The following is a 20,028-nucleotide window of genomic DNA, read 5'->3' on the forward strand; positions in this document are numbered from 1 at the left end:
GGGTATCGTCGGCTGGGCGCTCGGTATTGATCCGCGGCTGCTGATCAGCGGCGCCGAGATGATCTCGGAGACGACGCAGCATCATCAGGCCGACAGCCGGTCCGGCAAGCAGGGCGCGCCGACCGACGAGATGGGCAGCATGATCTCGGGTGTGCTCGGCGAAATCGACGATCGCTGGACCGAAATCTTCAAGGCCAATGGCCAGACCTATGTCGGGCCGAAGATCGTGCTGTTCCGCGGCCGTACCAATGGCGGGCGCTGCGGCATGGCGCAGGCGGCGATGGGACCGTTCTATTGTCCGCCGGACAAGCAGATTTTCATCGACACCTCGTTCTTCAAGCAGGTCGAGACCCGCTTCCGCGGCTGCTCCGGCTCCGCGTGCCAGTTCACCGCCGCCTATATTATCGCGCATGAGGCCGGCCATCACGTTCAAAACCTGCTCGGCATTCTGCCGAAAGTGACGCGGGCTCAGGAAGCTGCCGGCTCGCGCGCCGAAGCCAACGCGCTGCAGGTGCGCGTCGAACTGCAGGCCGACTGCCTGTCCGGCGTCTGGGTCAACCGCGAAAAGAAGAAGCGTCCGAATTTCATCGAGGACGGCGACATCGACGCCGCGCTCACCACGGCGGCCGCGATCGGCGACGACACGCTGCAGCGCCGAGCCGGCCGCGAAGTGGTGCCCGACTCGTTCACCCATGGCTCCGCCGAACAGCGCAAGCGCTGGTTCATGACCGGCTATCAGCAGGGCACCGTCCAGGCCTGCAACACGTTCGGGGCGGAGCGGCTGTAAGGTCTCGGCCTCACGGAAATTCTGAATTCGCCATGCCCGGTCCGTGCCGGGCATCCACGTGTTGCGATGTGACGACGACGTGGATGGCCGGGACAAGCCCGGCCATGACGCTGGTACAAGTTCGACGAGGCGGTTATGGCGAGCAAAGATCAACCGAAACAGTTCATTCCGCTCAACATCGCCGTTCTCACGGTGTCCGATACGCGCTCGCTCGATGACGACAAGTCGGGCGCCACGTTGGTCGAGCGGGTCAGCGGGGCAGGGCACAGGCTGGCGGCGCGTGAGATCGTCACCGACGACGTCGAGAAGATCCGCGCCATCATTCGGCGCTGGATCGCCGACGATGGTGTCGATGCGATTATCACCACCGGTGGCACCGGCTTCACCGGGCGCGATGTCACCCCGGAGGCGATCGAGCCGCTGTTTGAGAAGCGGATGGACGGATTCTCGATCGCCTTCCACATGATCAGCTGGGGCAAGATCGGCACCTCGACGATCCAGTCGCGTGCTACCGCCGGCGTTGCCGGCGCGACCTACATCTTCTGCCTGCCGGGTTCGCCGGGTGCCTGCCGCGACGGCTGGGATGGCATTTTGGCCGCGCAGCTCGATTATCGCACGCGCCCCTGCAACTTCGTCGAGATCATGCCGCGGCTCGACGAGCATCTGCGCCGCAGCAAGAGCTGAGCCGCGCGCACCGGCATCCACCGTCGGCGTGCCTTGACAGCCGCGACGTGCCACGGAACCATCGCCTCCAATCATAAGGCGCAACAAGGCGCCGCGACGATGGGAGGATGTTTTGGGCCAGATCGTTTCGATCGAGGCGCTTGCCGCGCAGATCCGCGACGGCATGATGGTGGCGGTGCCGTCCGACACCAGCGGCGTGGCGATGGCGGCGACCGCCGCGATCATCGCCAACCGGCCGCGCAATCTGCATCTCGTCTGCATCCCGATCAGCGGCCTGCAGGCCGATATGCTGATCGGTGAAGGCTTGATCGGCACGGTCGAGACCAGTGCGATCTCGCTCGGCGAAGCCGGCGGCGCACCGCGCTTCGCCGAAGGCATCCGCAGCAGCGCGTTTGTAATGAAGGATGCGACCTGCCCGGCGATCCTCGCCAGCCTCGTTGCAGGTCAGAAGGGTGTGCCGTTCATGCCGATCCGCGGCATCATCGGCAGCGACATCCTGAGCGCGCGCGACGACTGGAAGGTGATCGACAATCCGTATGCGCCGGACGATCCGATCGTGGTGGTGCCGGCGATCCGCCCGGACGTGGCGCTGTTCCACGCGCCCGAGGCCGATCGGTTCGGCAACGTGCGGATCGGCCGACAGACCGAACTCGCCGCGATGGCCTATGCGGCTAAGACCACACTTGTGACGGTCGAGCGTATCGTCGAGAGTTCGCTGCTGGCGGACGAGAACGCCGCCGCCGGCGTGCTGCCGGCGCTCTATGTCAGTGCGATTGCCGAGGCCAAGAATGGTGCGTGGCCGCTCAGCCTCGCCGGCGAATACAACACCGACACCGCCGAGGTCGCGCGCTACGCCAAGATGGCGCGCTCGGCCGACGGCTTCGCCGCCTACATGCAGGGCTTCGCCCGGAAATTCGAGGCGGTGGCATGAGCCCGGCGCCTGCGACTTCGCGCGAAATCCTGATCGCGACTATCGCCGATCTGCTCGACGGCGTCCGCACCGTCGCGGTTGGCGCCTCGTCGCCGATTCCGGCCGCCGGCGCGATGCTGCTGCGCGCCCGCAATGAGAGCTGCGGCCGCGAGCCGGTGCGGGTGATCGTGCTCGGCTCGCGCCAGCACAACTTCTTCACCAACGGTGCGTTCGAGCTGTTCGACGCCACCGCGCAAGGGCGGATCGATGCGTTCTTCCTCGGCGGCGGCCAGATCGACGGCCAGGCCAACATCAATCTGGTTGGCACTGGCGACTATCCGGCGAGCCAAGTGCGCTGGCCCGGCTCGTTCGGCTCGGCCTTCATGTACTATCTGGTGCCGCGGGTGATCCTGTTTCGCGAGGAGCATTCGCCGCGCGTCCTGGTCGACAAGGTCGACTTCGTCAGCGCGCCAGGCGCGAGCGAGCGGATCTATCGGAGCGGCGGTCCGCACGCGCTGCTCACCGGGCTGGCGCTGTTTGGTTTCGATCAGCAGCGCAAGCGGTTCTGTCTGCGGAGCGTGCATCGCGGCAGCTCGGCGGAGGAAATCCGTGCCGCCACCGGATTCGACTACGACGTTCCGGCGCAGGTGCCGTTCACGCCGGAGCCGGATGCGGAGACGCTGGCGCTGCTGCGCGGCCGCGTCACCGACGAGCTTGCCGAGTGCTACCCGCAATTTGTCGAAACGCTGGTGGGGGATCGGGCGGCGTAGGCGCTCCTTGTGGCCGCGACGTCCGCGCGGCGCGCAGCCGGCGAATCATGATCTGGAGAGCGGTTACGAGCGCGGCACGCCGCAGCGCCCGCCCACGTTTGGTGTGGAAGGCGATCAGCTCGGCGGTGACACGCGGCGGCTCGGTACGCCGCGGCGGCATTACAGGCTCAGCTCCCAGGTCTCACCAATCAGGTCCTGGCCGAAGCTGCGATGCGGCTCGGCCGCGACACGCTGGAAGCCCGCGTCCTGATAGATCCGCCGAGCCGCGGTCAGGATGCTCTGCGTCCACAGTGTGACCTTGCGATAGCCGCAGTGGCGCGCGAAGCCGATCGCTTCGTCGATCAGCTTGCGTCCGAGCTGATGGCCGCGCGCCTGTGGCGTTACCAGCAGCAGCCGCAGCTTGGCGACGTCGTCACTGTCCCGCACCAGGAACAGTGAGCCGGCTTGGGCGCCGTCGTACTCGGCGATCCAGCAACGCTCGCGGCCTGGATCGTGCGACGCCAGGAACTGTCCGGCGATCTCCGCCACCAAGGCTTCGAACGACGCATCGAAGCCGTATTCGGCCGCATAGAACGCGCCGTGGCTCTGCACCACCCAGCCGATATCGCCCGGCCGCGGACTGCGCAGAATCGGCGGCGGCGCGCTCCCTGCACCAAGCAACCCCTGAATGGTGGACATCGCCGCGGTCAGCCGCGCCCGCTCGGCCGGCGGCAGGCCCGACAGCATCGCGGTCACTTCGGTCTGCGAGCTGCGTTCGAGCTTCGCGTAAGCAGCGCGGCCCTTGGCGGTCAGCGTCAGCAGATGCTGCCGCCGGTCGGCTGGCGAGGGCGATCGCTTCAGCAGGCCGTCATCGGCAAAACCCTGGATGATCCTGCTCAGATAGCCGGGATCGAGCCTCAGTTCGGTGCCAATCTCTTTGGCGGTCGGCGCGTCGCGATGTGCCAGCTCGTACAGAATCCGCGCTTCTGTGAGCGAGAACGGGCTGTCCATCAGCCGCTGCTCGAGCACGCCGAGCCGTGCCGTGTAGAACCGGTTGAAGGCCCGCACCAGCGCGACCTCGTCGCCTTGGTTCGATTGCTGTTGCGCGATGGCTGCTTCCATTCGTCGTCTCCGGTCGGCCTTTGGCGATCTTCTTGCGAGATCGCTGGGCGAGCGAAACCATCTCAGCCGTATTAATTGCTTTTGTCAACAAAATGATTGCTAGAGGCAACTATTGCGACGTGCGGTTCGATCGAAGGGGCGGCTTCGAAGCGAGGTTAGGCGGCGAGGATGACGCGGCTGCGCAGCAGGGTGCGGGATGAGCGGCCGAGGTCGCGTGGTAACGTTGCTTCCGCGCCATGTCCCGCGTGCCCGCCGAGGCGAACGTAGTGGTCGCGCGCGATCACAAGCCCCTGGTCAGCGCCGGAGCTGGAGAAGCTACGGATCAGTGCCGTCAGGCCTTCGCGCCACCCGCTCGGTGCGTAGGGCGATCTGGCGTAGCGGAAGATGCCGGCGCGCGGATGGCCGCTGGCGGCGACGCCTTCGATGAATTGGGTGGTCTCCTCGATCCAGCCCGGATCTAGCACCGCACCGGCATGGAGAAACATCAGCCAAGGCGAGCGGGCCTGCTTGGCTCCGGCAGCGAGCGCTTCGGCGCGATTGCCGTCGAAGGCGAGATAGTTGCAGCCGGCCACATCGGCGACGCGGGCGATGGTGTCGCTGCCGCCGCGATCGACCAAGGTCACGTCGCTGACGACCCCGGCCGCAGCGCCCGGGACCAGCGACGCCAGCGTGGCGACGGCGGTCCGCTCGACGCCTTCGGTAGAAATGATCACGCTCAACATGTCCGGCGGGTGACCCTACGACGACAGATGCGCGCCACGCTTAGCACCTCACTGCCGCGAAATCAGCCGCGAATTGCGCAATGCCCATCATCCGGGCAAACTCCGGCGCGTTGCCTGTGACGGACGGTGCGAGTCGAACGTTTGTTCTTGATTTGTTCTTTCGACTCGCTATCTTGGACGCATGAGCAGAGCATCCAATGCCCTCAAGCGCCCGCCGGTCACGGCGCCCTCCGAGCCGGTGGGCGCGCCTTCCCCTTTCCCTGCCATCGAGACGGCGGTTGACGAGCAGCGGCGCCGCGGTCGCGGCGCGCAGTCCAACGCCAGCGGCCGCTACGAGGCCGAGGCGCGAACCGCCTTCGACGACGGCTGGGAGAGCCTGGAGGATCTGCCGCCGTTCAAGACCACGGTGGCGCTGGATACCGCTCGCAAAGTCATCACCCGCAACGACTCGCCCGATATCGGCTTCGATCGTTCGATCAATCCGTATCGTGGCTGCGAACACGGCTGCGTGTACTGCTTCGCGCGGCCGACCCACGCCTATCTCGGTCTGTCGCCGGGACTGGATTTCGAGTCCCGGCTGTTCGCCAAGCCCGATGCGCCTGCGTTGCTCGAGCGTGAACTGGCGGCGCCGGAATACGAGCCGCGGATGATCGCGATCGGCACCAACACCGATCCGTATCAGCCGATCGAGCGCGAACGGAAAATCATGCGCGGCCTCCTCGAGGTGCTGGAGAAGACCGGCCATCCGGTCGGCATCGTCACCAAGTCCGCACTGGTGGTGCGCGACATCGACATCCTGGCGCGGATGGCCAAGCGGCAATTGGCCAAGGTGGCGCTGTCCGTGACCTCGCTCGATCCGAAGCTCGCCCGCAGCATGGAGCCGCGCGCTTCGGCACCGGCCAAGCGACTCGAAGCGCTGAAGCTGCTCGCCGACGCCGGCATTCCCACCACTGTGATGGTGGCGCCGGTGATCCCGGCGCTCAACGACATGGAGATCGAGCGCATCCTCGATGCCGCCGCCCATGCCGGTGTCAAGGAAGCGAGCTATGTGCTGCTGCGACTGCCGCTGGAAGTGCGCGACCTGTTTCGCGAATGGCTGATGGCCAACTATCCGGACCGCTATCGCCACGTCTTCACGCTGATCCGCGACATGCGCGGTGGCCGTGATTACGACTCGCAATGGGGCACCCGGATGAAGGGGACCGGCCCGATCGCCTGGATGATCGGCCGGAGGTTCGAGACCGCCTGCACGCGGCTCGGGCTGAACAAGCGCCGCTCCAAGCTGACCCTCGATCATTTCGAGAAGCCGGAGAAGGCCGGGCAGCAACTCAGCCTGTTCTGAGGGCAGGGGCCCGGTTCCCGCAGGTCTCGCTGAATTGCGGGCATGATCCGGAGTTTCCGGTTGCGCCGGCTGTGCCCCGCCCGCAGCATCGCGGCATGATTCGGGATACCAAACAGCCGATCAAGGTTCCGGCCAAGCTCGCGAGCCGATCGGACGGCAAGGCCGCCAGGGCGGATGGCGGGAAAGCGTCCACCGCGAAGATTCGGGCTTCGAAGACTGCTGCGTCCAAGGCCGTTTCGTCCAAGGCTGGCGCGAAGGAAGCTGCCGGCAGCAAGTCCGCCTCTGCCAAGGGGCTGAAGGGCGTGATCGCGGTGGCGCCGCCGAGCTTCCGGCGCGAGCGCACGCTCATCAAGCGCGGCATCTGGCCGATCGCCGGCTGCGACGAAGCCGGCCGTGGTCCGCTGGCTGGTCCGGTGGTGGCGGCCGCGGTGGTGCTCGATCCCAAGCGCGTGCCCAAGGGGCTCGACGATTCCAAGCGGCTGACGGCGGAGAAGCGCGAGGCGCTGTTCGACGAGATCTGCGCCACTGCGCAAGTCTCGGTGGTCTATGCCTCGCCGGAACGGATCAATCGCGACAACATCTTGCGTGCGTCGTTGTGGGCGCTGACCCGCGCGGTGCATGCGCTGCCCGAGATGCCGCGCCATGTGTTCGTCGACGGCCGCGACCGGCTGGCAACCAAATGCGACTGTGAAGCTGTGATCGGCGGCGACGGGCTGATTGCCTCGATCGCCGCGGCCTCGATCATCGCCAAGGTGTCACGCGACCGGCTGATGTGCCGTCTCGCCGAAGAATGCCCCGGCTATGGCTTCGAGCAGCACAAGGGCTACGGCGTGCCGGAGCATCTCGATGCGCTCGCCCGGCTTGGTCCGACGGTGCATCACCGCCGCTTCTTCGCGCCGGTCGCCGCAGCCTGGCAGAAGATCGAAGGCGCTCGGCCGCCGCAGATCCGCGACCTGTTCGAGGCCGACGTCACGGTCGAAGCCACCGCGTGAGTGCGGCGGCCCCGGTTGCGCGTGCGGCCGCCGGGCTCTATCACGGTCAGACCGAATTTCGCTGGCCCCACATGCGCTTCGCCTCCCTGATCGTCGAACTGATCCGCGCACGGCCGCTGCTGGTGTTCTGGCTGGTGGTGTGCGCCCAGGCGTTGCTGTGGGTGCTGGTGCCGACGCTGTTCTACGCCAGCCCTCCTGGCGATGTGGCGGTGGTGCTGGCCTATGGCCGCGAGTACCAGGTCGGCACCGATCTTGGTCCGCCGCTGGCGTTCTGGCTCGCCGATGTCGCATATCGGGCCGCCGGCAATCACATGATCGGCGTCTATGTGCTGGCGCAGCTCTGCTTCGTCGTCACGTTCTATGCGCTGTTCCAGCTCGCCCGCAGCGTAGTCGGGCCACAATACGCTGTGGTCGCGGTGCTGCTGACCTCGACCGTCACCGCTTTTGCCGGCTCCGGCGTCGAGTTCGGCCCGCTGATCCTGGCGCGGCCGCTGTGGGCGCTGGTGCTGTGGCACGGCTGGCAGGTGATCGGCCAGCACCGCCGTGCCGCCTGGTTCGCGTTGTCGATCGAGATCGGCCTGCTGCTGCTGACCACCGTTGCGGCGCCGGCGCTGCTACTGTTGCCGCTCGCCTTCGCGCTCGCCAATGCGCGCTGCCGCCGGGCGCTGGTCTCGCTTGATACGGTATTCGCCCTGCTGGTGATCGCCGTACTGGCGCTGCCTTATGGCGTCTGGCTGCTGCGCGCCGATCAGTTTGCGCTGCCGGCACTGCCGACCACGGCGGATCTCGGCGATCGCGCGCTGTTGGGATTGAAGCTGTTCGGCGGACTGGTGATCTCGCTCGCCGGCATTGCGCTGCTCGCGGTGCTCAACATCGGCCGGTTCGCCCCCAAGCATCACGACGCGCCGATGATCGCGCGGCCACCGGTCGATCCGCTGGCGCGGCAGTTCGTCTATGTGTTCGCGCTGGTGCCGCCGATCGTCGCCAGCATCGCGGCCGCCGTGTTCGGCCTCGGCCATGTGGTCGGCGGTGCGGGCGTGGTGCTGCTGCTCGCCGGTCTCGCGGTGATGATGGTGATTGGCGACGTGCTGTATCTGCATCGCCAGCGCTTGTTGCGCTCGGCCTGGGCGGCGCTGATCGCAGCACCGGCCGTCGCGGTGATCTTCACCGTGGTGGTTCAGCCCTGGCTGACGCGCGCCGAGGTGCCGACCTCACTGCCATCCAAGCAGATGGCGCAGTTCTTCGCCGACAGTTTCGAACGCCGCACCGGCAAGCCGCTGCCTGCAGTCGCCGGCGACCCGCAGCTTGCCAGCCTGATCGCGCTGGCACCGTCGCGCCCGCATCTATTGCTCGACGCCACGCCGGCGCGGACGCCCTGGATCACGCAAGGCGACTTCGAACGTAACGGCGGCGTGGTGGTGTGGCGTGCGGCCGATACGGCGGGACGGCCGCCGGACGAGATCGCCCAACGCTTCCCGGGCATCGTGCCGGAGCTGCCGCGCGGTTTCGACCGGATGATCTCCGGCCGTCAGCCGCTGCTGCGGATCGGCTGGGCGATCGTGCGGCCGAAAGCGCCGTAAGCCCGCCGCAGCTGCGCGGCGCGATCGCAGACGAACTGACCTTCTTGATTGTTTTTGCTTAGTTGGACGTCGCGGCGAGCGCGGTCGCGATCGCGCGCAGATCCTGCCAGGCGAGCCGTTTGTAAGTCGGCTGACGCAGCAGATAGGCCGGATGCAGCGTCGGCAGGGCGCGGATGGTGCGGGTCCCGGTGTCGTAGTCGAACCAGCGGCCGCGGGTCCGCATGATGCCGTCGCGGGTGCCGAGCAGCGCCTGGGTCGATGGATTGCCGAGCGTTACCAGCAGGTCCGGGTTCACCAGTTCGATCTGCCGCCGGATGAACGGCAGGCAGATCTGGGTCTCCTGAGGCGTCGGCGTGCGGTTACCCGGCGGCCGCCACGGGATCACGTTGGCGATGTAGACGTTGCCGCGGTTCAGCCCGATCGCCGCGAGCATCAGGTCGAGCAGCTTGCCAGAGCGGCCGACGAACGGCAGCCCTTCGATGTCCTCGTCGCGGCCGGGCGCTTCGCCGACGAACATCACCTTGGCCTGCGGATTGCCGTCGGCGAACACCAGCTGCGTTGCGGTCGCGCGCAACGCGCAGCCGTCAAACCGCTGCATCAGCTCGCGCAGCACGTCCAGGCTGGGTGCGGTCGCTGCGGCCTCGCGGGCCGAGATGATCGCAGCGTCCGGGCTCGCAGGTGGCGCACCGAATGCCAGCGGCGGCGGCGGAGGTGCATGTAAGGCTGGCTTGACGATTGCGCGGGCCTCGGGCGCCGCCTCGCGTGCAGCCGGCTCAGGCGCGTCGTCGAGCATCCGGTTGATCGGATCCTCTGCGAGCGCGCAATCCACCCCTGCGTCCAGATAGAACGCGAGCAATTGACGCAGGCTCGGCACAGGATCGGGTGTCATGCGGCGTGGTTTACCGTGAATGCGGGAAACAGAACAGCCGATCTCGATGCGTCATGTTCCGCAATGCGAAACTTATTTTCGCATCTATGATCTCGAAGCTGGAAAGATGAGCCAGCCGGTACATTTGGGTGGTTGTTCTTCTTCTAAAAATGCGAAAGAACACCCGAGGAAACGTCTCCGAGAGTCCTGCGAGAAAAAACGATGAGTGATGAAACGCTGCCGCCCCGCGAATCGATGGAATTCGACGTCGTGATCGTGGGAGCAGGCCCGTCGGGACTGTCCGCCGCCATTCGATTGAAGCAGATCAACCCCGAGTTGTCGGTGGTGGTCGTGGAGAAGGGCTCCGAAGTCGGGGCCCATATCCTGTCGGGCGCGGTGATCGACGTGTCGGCGCTGGATCGCCTGATGCCGAGCTGGCGCGAAGACGAAAGCTGCCCGCTGAAGACCCATGTCGAAGACGACCACTTCTACGTCATGACCGCGTCGAAAGCGCTCAAGGTGCCAAACATCATGGTGCCTCCGATGCTCGACAATCATAAGAATTTCATCGGCTCGCTCGGTGATCTGTGCCGCTGGCTCGGGCCGAAGGCCGAGGAACTCGGCGTCGAGATCTATCCCGGCTTCGCCGCCACCGAAGTGCTGTACGGCGACAATGGCGAGGTGCGCGGCGTCGCCACCGGCGACATGGGCATCGGCCGCGACGGCCAGCCGAAGGATTCCTACACCCGCGGCATGGAACTGCTCGGCAAGTACACGCTGTTCGCCGAAGGCGCGCGCGGCAGCCTGTCGAAGCAGCTGATCGCCAACTACAAGCTCGACAAGGATTCCAATCCGCCGAAGTTCGGCATCGGTCTCAAGGAAATCTGGCAGGTCGAGCCGTCCAAGCATCGTAAGGGCCGGATCGCCCACTCGTTCGGCTGGCCGCTCAGCAACAATGTCGGCGGCGGCTCGTTCCTGTATCACTACGGCGACAACCTGGTGGCGGTCGGCTTCGTGGTGCATCTCAACTACGACGATCCGTATCTGTCGCCGTTCGAGCAGTTCCAGAAGTTCAAGACCCATCCGTCGGTGGCGCCGATCTTCGAGGGCGGCAAGCGCATCTCCTACGGCGCCCGCGCCATCACCGAAGGTGGCTATCAGTCGGTGCCGCGCCTGACCTTCCCGGGTGGCGCGCTGATCGGCTGCGCTGCGGGCTTCGTCAACGTGCCGCGCATCAAAGGTGTCCACAACGCGATCGGATCCGGCATGCTGGCCGCCGAACACGTCGCGGCGGCGCTCGCGGCAGGCCGCACCAACGACGAGCCGGTGGACTACGAAAACGCCTGGCGCGATTCCGTCGTCGGCAAGGACCTGTTCCGGGTCCGCAACGTCAAGCCGCTGTGGTCGAAGTTCGGCACCGCCGTCGGCGTCGTGCTGGCCGGCTTTGAAATGTGGTGTTCGACCTTCGGGTTCTCGGTGTTCGGCACGCTGTCGCATGGCAAGCCCGACCGCTCGACGCTCGATCCGGCCAAGTCGCATGAGCCGCACAAAAATCCGAAGCCGGACGGCAAGCTGACCTTCGACCGCCTGTCCTCGGTGTTCCTGTCGAATACCAATCACGAGGAAGACCAGCCGGTGCACCTCAAGGTCGCCGACATGCAGCTGCAGAAGACGTCGGAGCACGACGTCTACGCCGGCCCGTCGGGCCGCTACTGCCCGGCTGCAGTGTACGAGTGGGTGGAAGAGCCGACCGGCCCGCGCTTCGTGATCAACGCGCAGAACTGCGTCCACTGCAAAACCTGCGACATCAAAGACCCGAACGGCAACATCACCTGGGTTCCGCCGGAAGGCGGCGGCGGTCCGAATTATCAGGGCATGTGATCGCTGTTCTGATCCCGCGGCTTTGACCACGCGTCCGTGAGCGGCGGCGAGGCGATGCCTCGCCGCGCGGCCACGATCCTGCCATGTTGCCACCGTCTCAATCCAGCGACCGCCCACCGGCGCCGTCGGGGACCGCGGCATTGTGCGCCGTCGGGCCTATCCTTGCGGTTGAGCGCCAAACGCGGCATTGTCGACACGATGCTGCCGGCTCGGCGGCCGGGCCAACGAGCCTTTTCCTGGAGCTAGGCAACCTTGATGCTTTCCCTTCGAATCCGTCGATCGATGGCCGTCGCCCTCACGCTGGTGGCGATGCCGATCGCCGGACAGGCGCTGGCGCAGACCCCCGATCACCCGGCCGACAACTCGGCACAGTTTCCGACCACCCAGGATCTGCGGTCGATGACGACCGCCGGCAGCTACCTGGCCGCCCGCCATGCCAGCATCGAGCGTGACGCGGCCTCCGCCGCTGCGTTCTACCGCTCGGCGCTTCGCACCGATCCGAGCAACAACGAGCTGCTCGACCGCGCCTTCATCTCGTCGCTCGCCGAAGGTGATATCGATGAGGCGGTCAAGCTCGCCGATCGTGTGCTGAAGATCGACAAGTCCAACCGCGTCGCCCGGCTGGTGATCGGTATCCGCGATCTGAAGACCAAGAAGTATGCCGCCGCGGTTCGTAACGTGAACCAGTCGGTGCGCGGCCCGATCACCGACCTGATCGCCACCCTGATTTCGAGCTGGTCGCTGTACGGCGCCGGCGACGTCAAAACCGCGGTCGGCAACATCGACAAGCTCGCCGGTCCGGAGTGGTATCCGATCTTCAAGGATCTGCATTCCGGCATGATGCTGGAACTGGCCAACCGCCAGAAGGATGCCGGCGAACGGCTGGAGCGCGCCTACAAGCTCGACGATTCCGCGCTGCGCGTGGTCGAGTCCTATGCGCGCTGGCTGTCGCGCAATAAGAGCGAGGCCGAGGCGCTCGCGGTCTATCAGGCGTTCGACAAGAAGTTGCCGCGTCATCCGCTGATCGAGGATGGCATCCGCGAGGTCAAGGCCGGCAAGAAGCTGGCGCCGCTGGTCGACAGCCCGCAGGGCGGGGCCGCCGAGGCGCTGTACGGCATCGGCGCGTCGCTGACCCGGCGCGGTGGCGAAGACCTTGCGCTGGTGTATCTGCAGCTCGCGCTCTACCTCGAACCGAACCATGCGCTCGCGCTGCTGGCGCTCGGCGATCTCTACGAGTCGGTGAAGAAGCCGCAGATGGCGATCAAGGTGTACGAGCGCGTGCCGGCATCCTCGCCGCTGAAGCGCAACGCCCAGATCCAGCTCGCCACCGACCTCGACGCCTCCGACCGCAGCGAGGAAGCGATCAAGATCCTCAAGGGCGTGATCGCCGAGGACGGCAAGGATCTCGAAGCCATCATGGCGCTCGGCAATATCGAGCGCGGCCGCAAGAAGTTCGCCGATTGCGGCGAGACTTACTCCAAGGGCATCGACGCGCTCACCGGCGCCGAGAAGAACGCCTGGGTGTATTACTACTTCCGCGGCATCTGCGAGGAGCGCTCCAAGCAGTGGGCCAAGGCCGAGGTCGACCTGAAAAAGGCGCTGCAGATGCAGCCCGACCAGCCGCACGTGCTGAACTATCTCGGCTATTCCTGGATCGATCAGGGCATCAACCTCGACGAGGCGATGACCATGATCAAGCGCGCGGTCGATCAGCGTCCCGACGATGGCTACATCGTCGACTCGCTCGGCTGGGCCTACTACCGCATCGGCGACTACGAGAATGCGGTGAAGACGCTGGAGCGGGCGATCGAGCTGAAGCCCGAGGACCCGACCATCAACGATCACCTCGGCGATGCCTATTGGCGGGTCGGCCGCACGCTCGAAGCGCGCTTCCAGTGGGCGCACGCCCGCGACCTCAAGCCCGATCCGGAGGAACTGCCGAAGATCGAGGGCAAGATCTCCAACGGTCTGCCCGAAGAGGACAAGGCCTCGGCGGCGTCCGCGGACAAGAAGAAAGAAGACGGCAAGGGCGGCTGAGGCGGCGCGGTCAGGGCTTTGCACCGGGACCGCGAACGCGCCTAAAAGGGGGGTGGAGCTTCGGTTCGGTTTCGCTCAGAACCGGCGCTCCAGGAGACGATTTCCGTGACCGACGGCTCTGCGACAACACTGCGCGACGAGGCGCGCGCCAAGGTGAACCTGACGCTGCGCGTGGTCGGCCGTCGCCCCGACGGCTACCACGAGCTGGAAAGCGTGGTGGCGTTCGCCGATTGCGCCGACCACCTGACCCTGCAGCCGGGTGCGGCGCTGAGCCTGACCACGATCGGCCCCGGCGCGCAGGATTGCGGCGACAGCGCCGACAATCTGGTGCTGAAGGCAGCGCGACTGCTCGGCGAGCGTGTGCCGAACCTGGTTACCGGCGCCTTCACGCTCGACAAGCATCTGCCGGTGGCGGCCGGCATCGGCGGCGGCTCGGCCGACGCTGCCGCGGCGCTGCGGCTGCTCGCCCGCGCCAATGATCTCGCCGCTAATGATCCGCGCCTCATCGAGGCCGCCCGGCTGACCGGCGCCGATGTGCCGGTGTGCCTGCCGTCGAAGCCCTGTGTGATGACCGGCGTCGGCGAGAAGCTTTCGCCGCTGCCGCTGCCGCGAATTCCGGCCGTGATGGTCAATCCGCGAGTGCCGGTGGCCACCAAGGACGTGTTCACTGCGCTGGGTCTGAAGCCAGGCTCGCTTGCGGTCGGCGCGACAGACGTCCTTGCTGCGCCCGCCTGGCCGAAAGCCGGTGCGCCGCTCGCCGATTGGATCGTGGCGCTCAAGGCCGGCACCAACGATCTCGAGCCGCCGGCCCTCAAGGTCGAACCGGTGGTCGGCACCGTGCTGGAGGCGCTGCGGGCGACCGCCGGCGTTCAGCTCGCCCGGATGTCCGGCTCGGGCGCGACCTGCTTTGCGCTGTATGCCGATGATGTCTCGGCTCGTGCCGCCGCGGACACGCTCCGCGCCGCGCATCCTGGCTGGTGGGTCCACGCCGGCAGCCTGAGCTGATCATTCTCTGTCATTCCGGGGCGCGCGAAGCGCGAACCTGGAATCTCGAGATTCATGGCACCTCGGCGGCGCAGATCCGGGAAGCTTCTCGGCCAAACAACCGCGGGATTCCGGGTTCGCCCGCTGATGCGAGCGCCCCGGAATGACGGTGCTTGTTTCAGGAAGAGCTGCGCCCGCTCAGTGCGAGCGCGCGAGGCAGAACGCCACCACCTGCTCCAGCGCCGTCTTCATCGGCGAGGACGGGAACAGCGCCAGCGCGTCGACCGCCATTGCGCCGTAATGCTGGGCGCGCTGGATGGTGTCGTCGAGGGCGCGGTGCTTGGTCATCAGCTTGATCGCCTGATCGAGGTCGGCATCCGAAATCTCGCCGCGCTCCAGCGACTTGATCCAGAATTCGCGCTCGGCGTCGTTGCCCCGGCGGAACGCCAACACCACCGGCAGCGTGATCTTGCCCTCGCGGAAGTCGTCGCCGACGTTTTTGCCGAGCTTGGCAGCCTTGCCGCCGTAATCGAGCACGTCGTCGATCAGCTGGAAGGCGATGCCGATGTTCATGCCGAACGAGCGGCAGGCCGACTGCTCCGGCTTCGGCCGATTGGCGATTGCCGGGCCGACTTCGCAGGCGGCCGCGAACAGTTCGGCGGTCTTGCCGCGGATCACCGCGAGATACTCGTCCTCGGTGGTCGCGGTGTTCTTGGCGGCGGCGAGCTGCATCACCTCGCCCTCGGCGATGGTGGCGGAGGCCGACGACAGGATGTCGAGCGCGCGCAAGCTGCCGACCTCGACCATCATCCGGAACGCCTGGCCGAGCAGGAAGTCGCCGACCAGCACGCTGGCCTCGTTCCCCCACAGCATCCGCGCCGACTTCTTGCCGCGGCGCATCTCGCTCTCGTCGACGACGTCGTCGTGCAGCAGGGTCGCGGTGTGCATGAATTCGACCGCGGCGGCGAGCTTGATGTGGCCGTCGCCGGTGTAGCCGGTGAGATTCGCCATCGCCAGCGTCAGCATCGGCCGCAGTCGCTTGCCACCCGACGAGATCAGGTGGTTGGCGACTTCAGGAATCATGGTGACGTCGGAGCCGGTCCGCGACAGGATGGTGGCGTTGACTCGCTCCATGTCCGCCGCAACGAGTTCGACGAGTTGGTCGATCGAGGCGGTCGAGGGGCCCTCGAAGGGTACGATTACGGCCACGCTGGGTCTCCAAATTCCGGGGACGGATGCGGCGAAGCTGCTCGCGCCATCCGAGCCTTGGTCCAGTCATCGAGGCGCCGGCCGGCTCGACCATTCCGCGCCTCATTGCGGTTCCCTCTATAGCACGGGAACGACCCTGCAACGAGGCGATCGATCCCCCGCAACGGTCGGCGCGAGCTATAATGCAGGGACGACAGGAGAGGCAAGGTTGCGAGAACTGCTGCGGACCAACGACGCGGTACTGCTTTCGGCGGTGGGGGCATTGCTGGATGGTGCCGGGATCGACCACCTGGTGCTGGACCAGAACATGAGCATTCTCGAAGGCTCGCTCGGGGTCATCCCGCGCCGCGTTCTGGTGCACGAGGACGATCTGCGCGCTGCGCGCCAGTTGCTGACCGACGCCGGACTGGCGCACGAGCTTCGGTCCGATGGCTGAACTGGTTGATCCGGCAGCACAAAGCCTCACCGAGGACGGCTTTCTCGGGGGGCGGCTGCGGCTGCGGCAACCTGCCGCCGGTCATCGCGCCGGTCATGATGCGATTCTGCTGGCGGCTTCGACACGGGTGAGGGCCGGCGACCGAGTGGTCGAATTCGGCAGCGGGGTCGGTACCGCCGGACTCGCGGTGGCACGCAGGGTGGATGGAACCGATTTGGTCCTGGTTGAGATCGACCCTAGTCTTGCGGCGATTGCCCGTGACAATGCCCGCCTCAATGGGCTGGCGGCCGAAGTCGTTTGTCTCGATATCACCGGCTCAGCCGAGACATTTGCGGCGGCCGGACTCGGGCCCGACTCGGCCGACGCGGTGCTGATGAATCCGCCGTTCCATGATGCCGGCCGGCATCGGGGGTCGCCGGATCCGGCGCGGCAGGTGGCGCATCTGGCAACGGCGACGACGCTGGAGGGCTGGGTTCATGCGGCGCGGCGGGTGCTCAAGTCGGGCGGGGCGCTGACGCTGATCTGGCGGGCGGATGGGCTTGCCGATGTTCTGAGTGCGCTGGGCCGCGGATTCGGCAGCGTGATGGTGCAGCCGGTGCATGGGAATGCCGATAAGCCGGCGATCCGCATTCTGGTACGTGCGACGAAGGGCGGGCGGGCGCCGCTGGTGCTTGTTCCAGGTTTGCTGCTCAACGATCCGTCGGGGCACCCGAACCCGATCGCGCGGGCCGTGCTCGCCGGGGAGCAAATTCTGCCGCTGGCGCAATCCTAATCAGCGGCTGGGCAAAAACTGCGCAGCGCTGACTACTGCGGTTGCGGCTCGTTGTGCTTGGCCGGTGCGCTGGTGACGTGCACGGCCGCGAGAATTGCCGCGATCAACAACATCAGCAGGTAAATTTTCATCGGTCCCTCCGCTGCGTCGTTGCAGCCTCGTCCCTATATGAAGCCTGCGTTGCAAAACACGTTCCATACCTACCAAATGGTGGCATCCAAGATGGTCGACAATAGGGTGAAGCGATGAGCGATGCTGCGATCAGCGGTCGCAGCGAGCAGGGCTGGCTCGCCGGTCTCGGTAACTGGATTCCGGCGCGGTTTCGGCGCGACGTTCCAGTGGTGCCGGTGGTGCGACTGTCGGGCACGATCGGCGCGGTGACGCCGTTGCGGCCGGGCCTGACGCTGGCCGGAGTCGCCAAGCTGCTCGATCGCGCATTCTCCACCCGCAACGCCAAGGCGGTGGCGCTGGCAATCAATTCGCCGGGCGGCTCGCCGGTGCAATCGCGGCTGATCTATCTGCGCATCCGCGCGCTCGCCGCTGAGAAGAAGCTGCCGGTCTACGCGTTCGTCGAGGATGTCGCGGCCTCGGGCGGCTACATGATCGCGTGCGCGGCCGACGAGATCTATTGCGATCCGTCGTCGATCCTCGGTTCGATCGGCGTGGTCGGCGGCGGCTTCGGCTTTCAGGACCTGATCAAGAAGATCGGCGTCGAGCGCCGGCTCTACACCGCCGGCGAGCGCAAGGCGCAGCTCGATCCGTTTCTGCCGGAAGACCCGCAGGAGGTCGCGCGGCTGAAGGTGCTGCAGCAGGAAATCCACGCGCTGTTCATCGCATTGGTGAAAGAGAGCCGCGGCACCCGGCTGAAGGGCGAGGAGTCCAAGCTGTTCACCGGCGAGTACTGGGCCGGCGCCACCTCGGTGTCGCTCGGTCTTGCTGATTCGATCGGTGATTTGCGCGCGGTGCTACGCGGCAAGTTCGGCGACAAGGTCCGCACCCCGCTAATCTCGCCGCCGACCGGTCTGCTCGCCAATCTGTCGCGTAGATCCGGCGGTGCCGGTACTGCGCTCGACGGCGTCGCGGCGCTGCCCGAATCAATGATTACGGCGCTGGAAACACGGGCGATCTGGGCCAAATACGGCTTTTAGAAGATACGCGGCCGCGCGGCCTCCGCGCCATTTGGTCCCGTCAGCGTGAGTTGCGAGTGATCGCCCACTGAGCGAAGATCCAACAGGGGCGTGACGCGACTCAAGGAGAGGTTGGACGATGCCGCCGCTGCTCGTATTGGCTGGAAGCCTGGTGGGCATCGCCATGGTGCGGTGGGCCTTCCGCACGGCCGGACGCGTCAATCAGGAGCTCGAGGTCGCTCGCGCAACAGTGTTTGCCGAAGCGGACCGCGCCAAGCTGCCGACGCTGCGGCCCGACCCCGTGACCGGCGCTTACCGGCCGGGCTGAACTTAAGATCGAACTGATCTCAATTGGTGATGTGGGAATCGGTGCGCCGGCCCGAAGGGCGGGGCATCACCCATCGGGCCGGCGCGCAACCTTGGAGGTTGCAAACTTTTATGAGCGGCCGAGCGATCCGCTGAGCAGCGGCGCGACCACCAGCACGACCAGCGCAGCACTCACGGCATGAAAGGCTGTCATTTCGGCTCTCCGTCCTTTTGGCGCCGGCTTCCCAGCCGAGCGCCACGTCCCTGGAGGCCGATGGTTACCCATCAGTTGCTAACGAATTTCAGCTTTTAGCGATCGCCGTGGCGGGTGGTTAAGGAGGCGTTAACCGGCGATTTGGCCCGTTCATCGCCTTGATTTGCCGGGTCGTGGCCGATACGGTCCGGCCACTTTTCCAAAAACCCTCGTGAATCCAAAGCCGATCATGGACCCGACGCCTCCGCACATGCGCCCGGAACGTTCGTTCCAGGGCCTGATCCTGACGCTGCAGCGCTTCTGGGCCGATTATGGCTGCGTCATCCTGCAGCCCTACGACATGGAAGTCGGCGCCGGCACCTTCCATCCGGCCACCACGCTGCGGGCGCTCGGCCCGAAGCGCTGGAACGCCGCTTACGTGCAGCCGTCGCGCCGGCCCAAAGACGGCCGCTATGGCGAGAACCCGAACCGGCTGCAGCACTACTATCAGTTCCAGGTGATCCTGAAGCCGTCCCCGCCCGACATCCAGGACCTGTACCTGAAGTCGCTGGCCGCGATCGGGGTCGACACCGCGCTGCACGACGTGCGCTTCGTCGAGGACGACTGGGAAAGCCCGACGCTGGGCGCCTGGGGCCTCGGCTGGGAGTGCTGGTGCGACGGCATGGAAGTCAGCCAGTTCACCTACTTCCAGCAGGTCGCCGGCGTCGAATGCGCGCCGGTTGCCGGCGAACTCACTTACGGTCTCGAGCGGCTGGCGATGTACGTCCAGGGCATCGACCGCGTCTACGATCTCAACTTCAACGGCCGCGACGGCGCCGACAAGGTCACCTACGGCGACGTGTTCCTGCAGGCCGAGAAGGAATACTCGAAGCACAATTTCGAGGTCGCCGACACCGAGATGCTGTTCGAGCAGTTCAAGATGGCCGAGGCCGCTTGCAAGAAATATCTCGACGCCGGCTGGGTGATGTCTGCCGATGGCGGCAAGCGCGAAGCCCACGCCATGGCGCTGCCGGCCTACGACCAGTGCATCAAGGCCAGCCACGTCTTCAACCTGCTCGACGCGCGCGGCGTGATCTCCGTCACCGAACGCCAAAGCTACATCCTCCGCGTCCGCGAACTGGCGAAAGCCTGCGGCGAAGCCTGGGTGCATACCGAAGCGGGACGGGCGGAAGCGTAGTTCTCTCTTGCCCGCCCCTGGAGGGGCAGGGTCGCTCGCATAGCGAGCGGGTACACGATAACGAGGACGCCTCTGCTCCCCTCCCCCTTGCGGGGAGGGGGCGGGGCAGCGAGTTCGGACTAATTACCC

Annotated in this window: 19 protein-coding genes; 15 read left to right on the top strand and 4 right to left on the bottom strand. The window is 66.3% G+C overall.

What is annotated here, in order from left to right; all coding sequences use genetic code 11:
• The 4 genes from ypfJ to DY467_RS24070 form a co-directional block, all read left to right on the top strand.
• Positions 1-787, top strand: a 787-nt coding sequence (gene ypfJ / locus DY467_RS24055) for a KPN_02809 family neutral zinc metallopeptidase (protein ID WP_164639489.1), incomplete at its 5' end; no start/stop codon positions are given.
• A 135-nt stretch (positions 788-922) separates the two neighbouring features.
• Positions 923-1,471, top strand: coding sequence for a molybdenum cofactor biosynthesis protein B (gene moaB / locus DY467_RS24060; protein WP_164639491.1), 549 nt, complete (start codon positions 923-925; stop codon positions 1,469-1,471).
• Positions 1,472-1,583: 112 nt separating this feature from the next.
• Entirely contained in the window at positions 1,584-2,402 is an 819-nt protein-coding gene (locus tag DY467_RS24065; protein ID WP_164639493.1) for a CoA transferase subunit A, read from the top strand.
• Complete coding sequence (locus tag DY467_RS24070; protein WP_164639495.1) at positions 2,399-3,151, top strand: CoA-transferase; 753 nt, start codon at positions 2,399-2,401, stop codon at positions 3,149-3,151. Before DY467_RS24065 ends, DY467_RS24070 begins: the two co-directional genes overlap by 4 nt.
• Positions 3,152-3,310: 159 nt before the next feature.
• Here DY467_RS24070 and DY467_RS24075 read toward each other — a convergent pair whose 3' ends face one another.
• Together DY467_RS24075 and DY467_RS24080 are read right to left on the bottom strand one after the other, a co-directional pair.
• Complete coding sequence (locus DY467_RS24075) at positions 3,311-4,252, bottom strand: bifunctional helix-turn-helix transcriptional regulator/GNAT family N-acetyltransferase (protein ID WP_164639497.1); 942 nt, start codon at positions 4,250-4,252, stop codon at positions 3,311-3,313.
• 155 nt (positions 4,253-4,407) lie between these two features.
• Entirely contained in the window at positions 4,408-4,974 is a 567-nt protein-coding gene (locus DY467_RS24080; protein WP_164639499.1) for a glycosyltransferase, read from the bottom strand.
• 181 nt (positions 4,975-5,155) lie between these two features.
• Between DY467_RS24080 and DY467_RS24085 the strand changes: the two genes are divergently transcribed.
• The 3 genes from DY467_RS24085 to DY467_RS24095 all read left to right on the top strand — a co-directional run bounded on the left by DY467_RS24085 (position 5,156) and on the right by DY467_RS24095 (position 8,888).
• A complete protein-coding gene (locus DY467_RS24085) occupies positions 5,156-6,316 on the top strand; it encodes a PA0069 family radical SAM protein (protein WP_164639501.1) in 1,161 nt (386 codons plus the stop codon).
• Positions 6,317-6,411: 95 nt separating this feature from the next.
• Positions 6,412-7,308: a ribonuclease HII gene (rnhB, locus tag DY467_RS24090; RefSeq protein ID WP_164639503.1), complete on the top strand. Its 897-nt coding sequence runs from the start codon at positions 6,412-6,414 to the stop codon at positions 7,306-7,308.
• 71 nt (positions 7,309-7,379) lie between these two features.
• A complete protein-coding gene (locus tag DY467_RS24095; RefSeq protein ID WP_164639505.1) occupies positions 7,380-8,888 on the top strand; it encodes a glycosyltransferase family 39 protein in 1,509 nt (502 codons plus the stop codon).
• Between the two features lie 58 nt (positions 8,889-8,946).
• Here the strand turns inward: DY467_RS24095 and DY467_RS24100 are convergent, their stop codons facing one another.
• Entirely contained in the window at positions 8,947-9,777 is an 831-nt protein-coding gene (locus DY467_RS24100; RefSeq protein ID WP_164639507.1) for a uracil-DNA glycosylase, read from the bottom strand.
• A 201-nt stretch (positions 9,778-9,978) separates the two neighbouring features.
• On the opposite strand from DY467_RS24100, the gene DY467_RS24105 reads away from it, so the two are divergent.
• The 3 genes from DY467_RS24105 (at position 9,979) to DY467_RS24115 (ending at position 14,679) form a co-directional block, all read left to right on the top strand.
• Complete coding sequence (locus DY467_RS24105) at positions 9,979-11,637, top strand: electron transfer flavoprotein-ubiquinone oxidoreductase (RefSeq protein ID WP_107343213.1); 1,659 nt, start codon at positions 9,979-9,981, stop codon at positions 11,635-11,637.
• A gap of 255 nt (positions 11,638-11,892) precedes the next feature.
• Positions 11,893-13,674: a tetratricopeptide repeat protein gene (locus DY467_RS24110; protein ID WP_164639510.1), complete on the top strand. Its 1,782-nt coding sequence runs from the start codon at positions 11,893-11,895 to the stop codon at positions 13,672-13,674.
• Between the two features lie 105 nt (positions 13,675-13,779).
• Positions 13,780-14,679, top strand: a complete 900-nt coding sequence (locus tag DY467_RS24115; RefSeq protein ID WP_164639512.1) for a 4-(cytidine 5'-diphospho)-2-C-methyl-D-erythritol kinase — start codon at positions 13,780-13,782, stop codon at positions 14,677-14,679.
• A 177-nt stretch (positions 14,680-14,856) separates the two neighbouring features.
• Here the strand turns inward: DY467_RS24115 and DY467_RS24120 are convergent, their stop codons facing one another.
• Positions 14,857-15,867, bottom strand: a complete 1,011-nt coding sequence (locus tag DY467_RS24120; RefSeq protein WP_107343216.1) for a polyprenyl synthetase family protein — start codon at positions 15,865-15,867, stop codon at positions 14,857-14,859.
• A 208-nt stretch (positions 15,868-16,075) separates the two neighbouring features.
• On the opposite strand from DY467_RS24120, the gene DY467_RS24125 reads away from it, so the two are divergent.
• The 5 genes from DY467_RS24125 (at position 16,076) to DY467_RS24145 (ending at position 19,899) form a co-directional block, all read left to right on the top strand.
• A complete protein-coding gene (locus tag DY467_RS24125) occupies positions 16,076-16,303 on the top strand; it encodes a putative signal transducing protein (protein ID WP_107343217.1) in 228 nt (75 codons plus the stop codon).
• Entirely contained in the window at positions 16,296-17,075 is a 780-nt protein-coding gene (locus tag DY467_RS24130; RefSeq protein WP_164639514.1) for a tRNA1(Val) (adenine(37)-N6)-methyltransferase, read from the top strand. The genes DY467_RS24125 and DY467_RS24130 overlap by 8 nt, the downstream gene beginning before the upstream one ends.
• Before the next feature lie 245 nt (positions 17,076-17,320).
• Entirely contained in the window at positions 17,321-18,223 is a 903-nt protein-coding gene (locus DY467_RS24135) for a S49 family peptidase (protein ID WP_164639516.1), read from the top strand.
• 118 nt (positions 18,224-18,341) lie between these two features.
• Positions 18,342-18,530: a DUF4234 domain-containing protein gene (locus DY467_RS24140; protein WP_107343220.1), complete on the top strand. Its 189-nt coding sequence runs from the start codon at positions 18,342-18,344 to the stop codon at positions 18,528-18,530.
• A gap of 421 nt (positions 18,531-18,951) precedes the next feature.
• Complete coding sequence (locus tag DY467_RS24145) at positions 18,952-19,899, top strand: glycine--tRNA ligase subunit alpha (RefSeq protein ID WP_164639518.1); 948 nt, start codon at positions 18,952-18,954, stop codon at positions 19,897-19,899.
• Positions 19,900-20,028 lie beyond the last annotated feature (129 nt).

This window comes from Rhodopseudomonas sp. BR0G17, assembly GCF_010907025.1.
Lineage (GTDB): Bacteria > Pseudomonadota > Alphaproteobacteria > Rhizobiales > Xanthobacteraceae > Rhodopseudomonas > Rhodopseudomonas palustris_H.

Bases quoted from the DNA above. Each gene is read 5' to 3' on its own strand.
- moaB (WP_164639491.1), top strand. From the start codon at position 923: ATGGCGAGCAAAGATCAACCGAAACAGTTCATTCCGCTCAACATCGCC.
- DY467_RS24070 (WP_164639495.1), top strand. From the start codon at position 2,399: ATGAGCCCGGCGCCTGCGACTTCGCGCGAAATCCTGATCGCGACTATC.
- DY467_RS24075 (WP_164639497.1), bottom strand. From the start codon at position 4,252: ATGGAAGCAGCCATCGCGCAACAGCAATCGAACCAAGGCGACGAGGTC.
- DY467_RS24080 (WP_164639499.1), bottom strand. From the start codon at position 4,974: ATGTTGAGCGTGATCATTTCTACCGAAGGCGTCGAGCGGACCGCCGTC.
- DY467_RS24085 (WP_164639501.1), top strand. From the start codon at position 5,156: ATGAGCAGAGCATCCAATGCCCTCAAGCGCCCGCCGGTCACGGCGCCC.
- rnhB (WP_164639503.1), top strand. From the start codon at position 6,412: ATGATTCGGGATACCAAACAGCCGATCAAGGTTCCGGCCAAGCTCGCG.
- DY467_RS24095 (WP_164639505.1), top strand. From the start codon at position 7,380: ATGCGCTTCGCCTCCCTGATCGTCGAACTGATCCGCGCACGGCCGCTG.
- DY467_RS24100 (WP_164639507.1), bottom strand. From the start codon at position 9,777: ATGACACCCGATCCTGTGCCGAGCCTGCGTCAATTGCTCGCGTTCTAT.
- DY467_RS24105 (WP_107343213.1), top strand. From the start codon at position 9,979: ATGAGTGATGAAACGCTGCCGCCCCGCGAATCGATGGAATTCGACGTC.
- DY467_RS24110 (WP_164639510.1), top strand. From the start codon at position 11,893: ATGCTTTCCCTTCGAATCCGTCGATCGATGGCCGTCGCCCTCACGCTG.
- DY467_RS24130 (WP_164639514.1), top strand. From the start codon at position 16,296: ATGGCTGAACTGGTTGATCCGGCAGCACAAAGCCTCACCGAGGACGGC.
- DY467_RS24135 (WP_164639516.1), top strand. From the start codon at position 17,321: ATGAGCGATGCTGCGATCAGCGGTCGCAGCGAGCAGGGCTGGCTCGCC.
- DY467_RS24140 (WP_107343220.1), top strand. From the start codon at position 18,342: ATGCCGCCGCTGCTCGTATTGGCTGGAAGCCTGGTGGGCATCGCCATG.
- DY467_RS24145 (WP_164639518.1), top strand. From the start codon at position 18,952: ATGGACCCGACGCCTCCGCACATGCGCCCGGAACGTTCGTTCCAGGGC.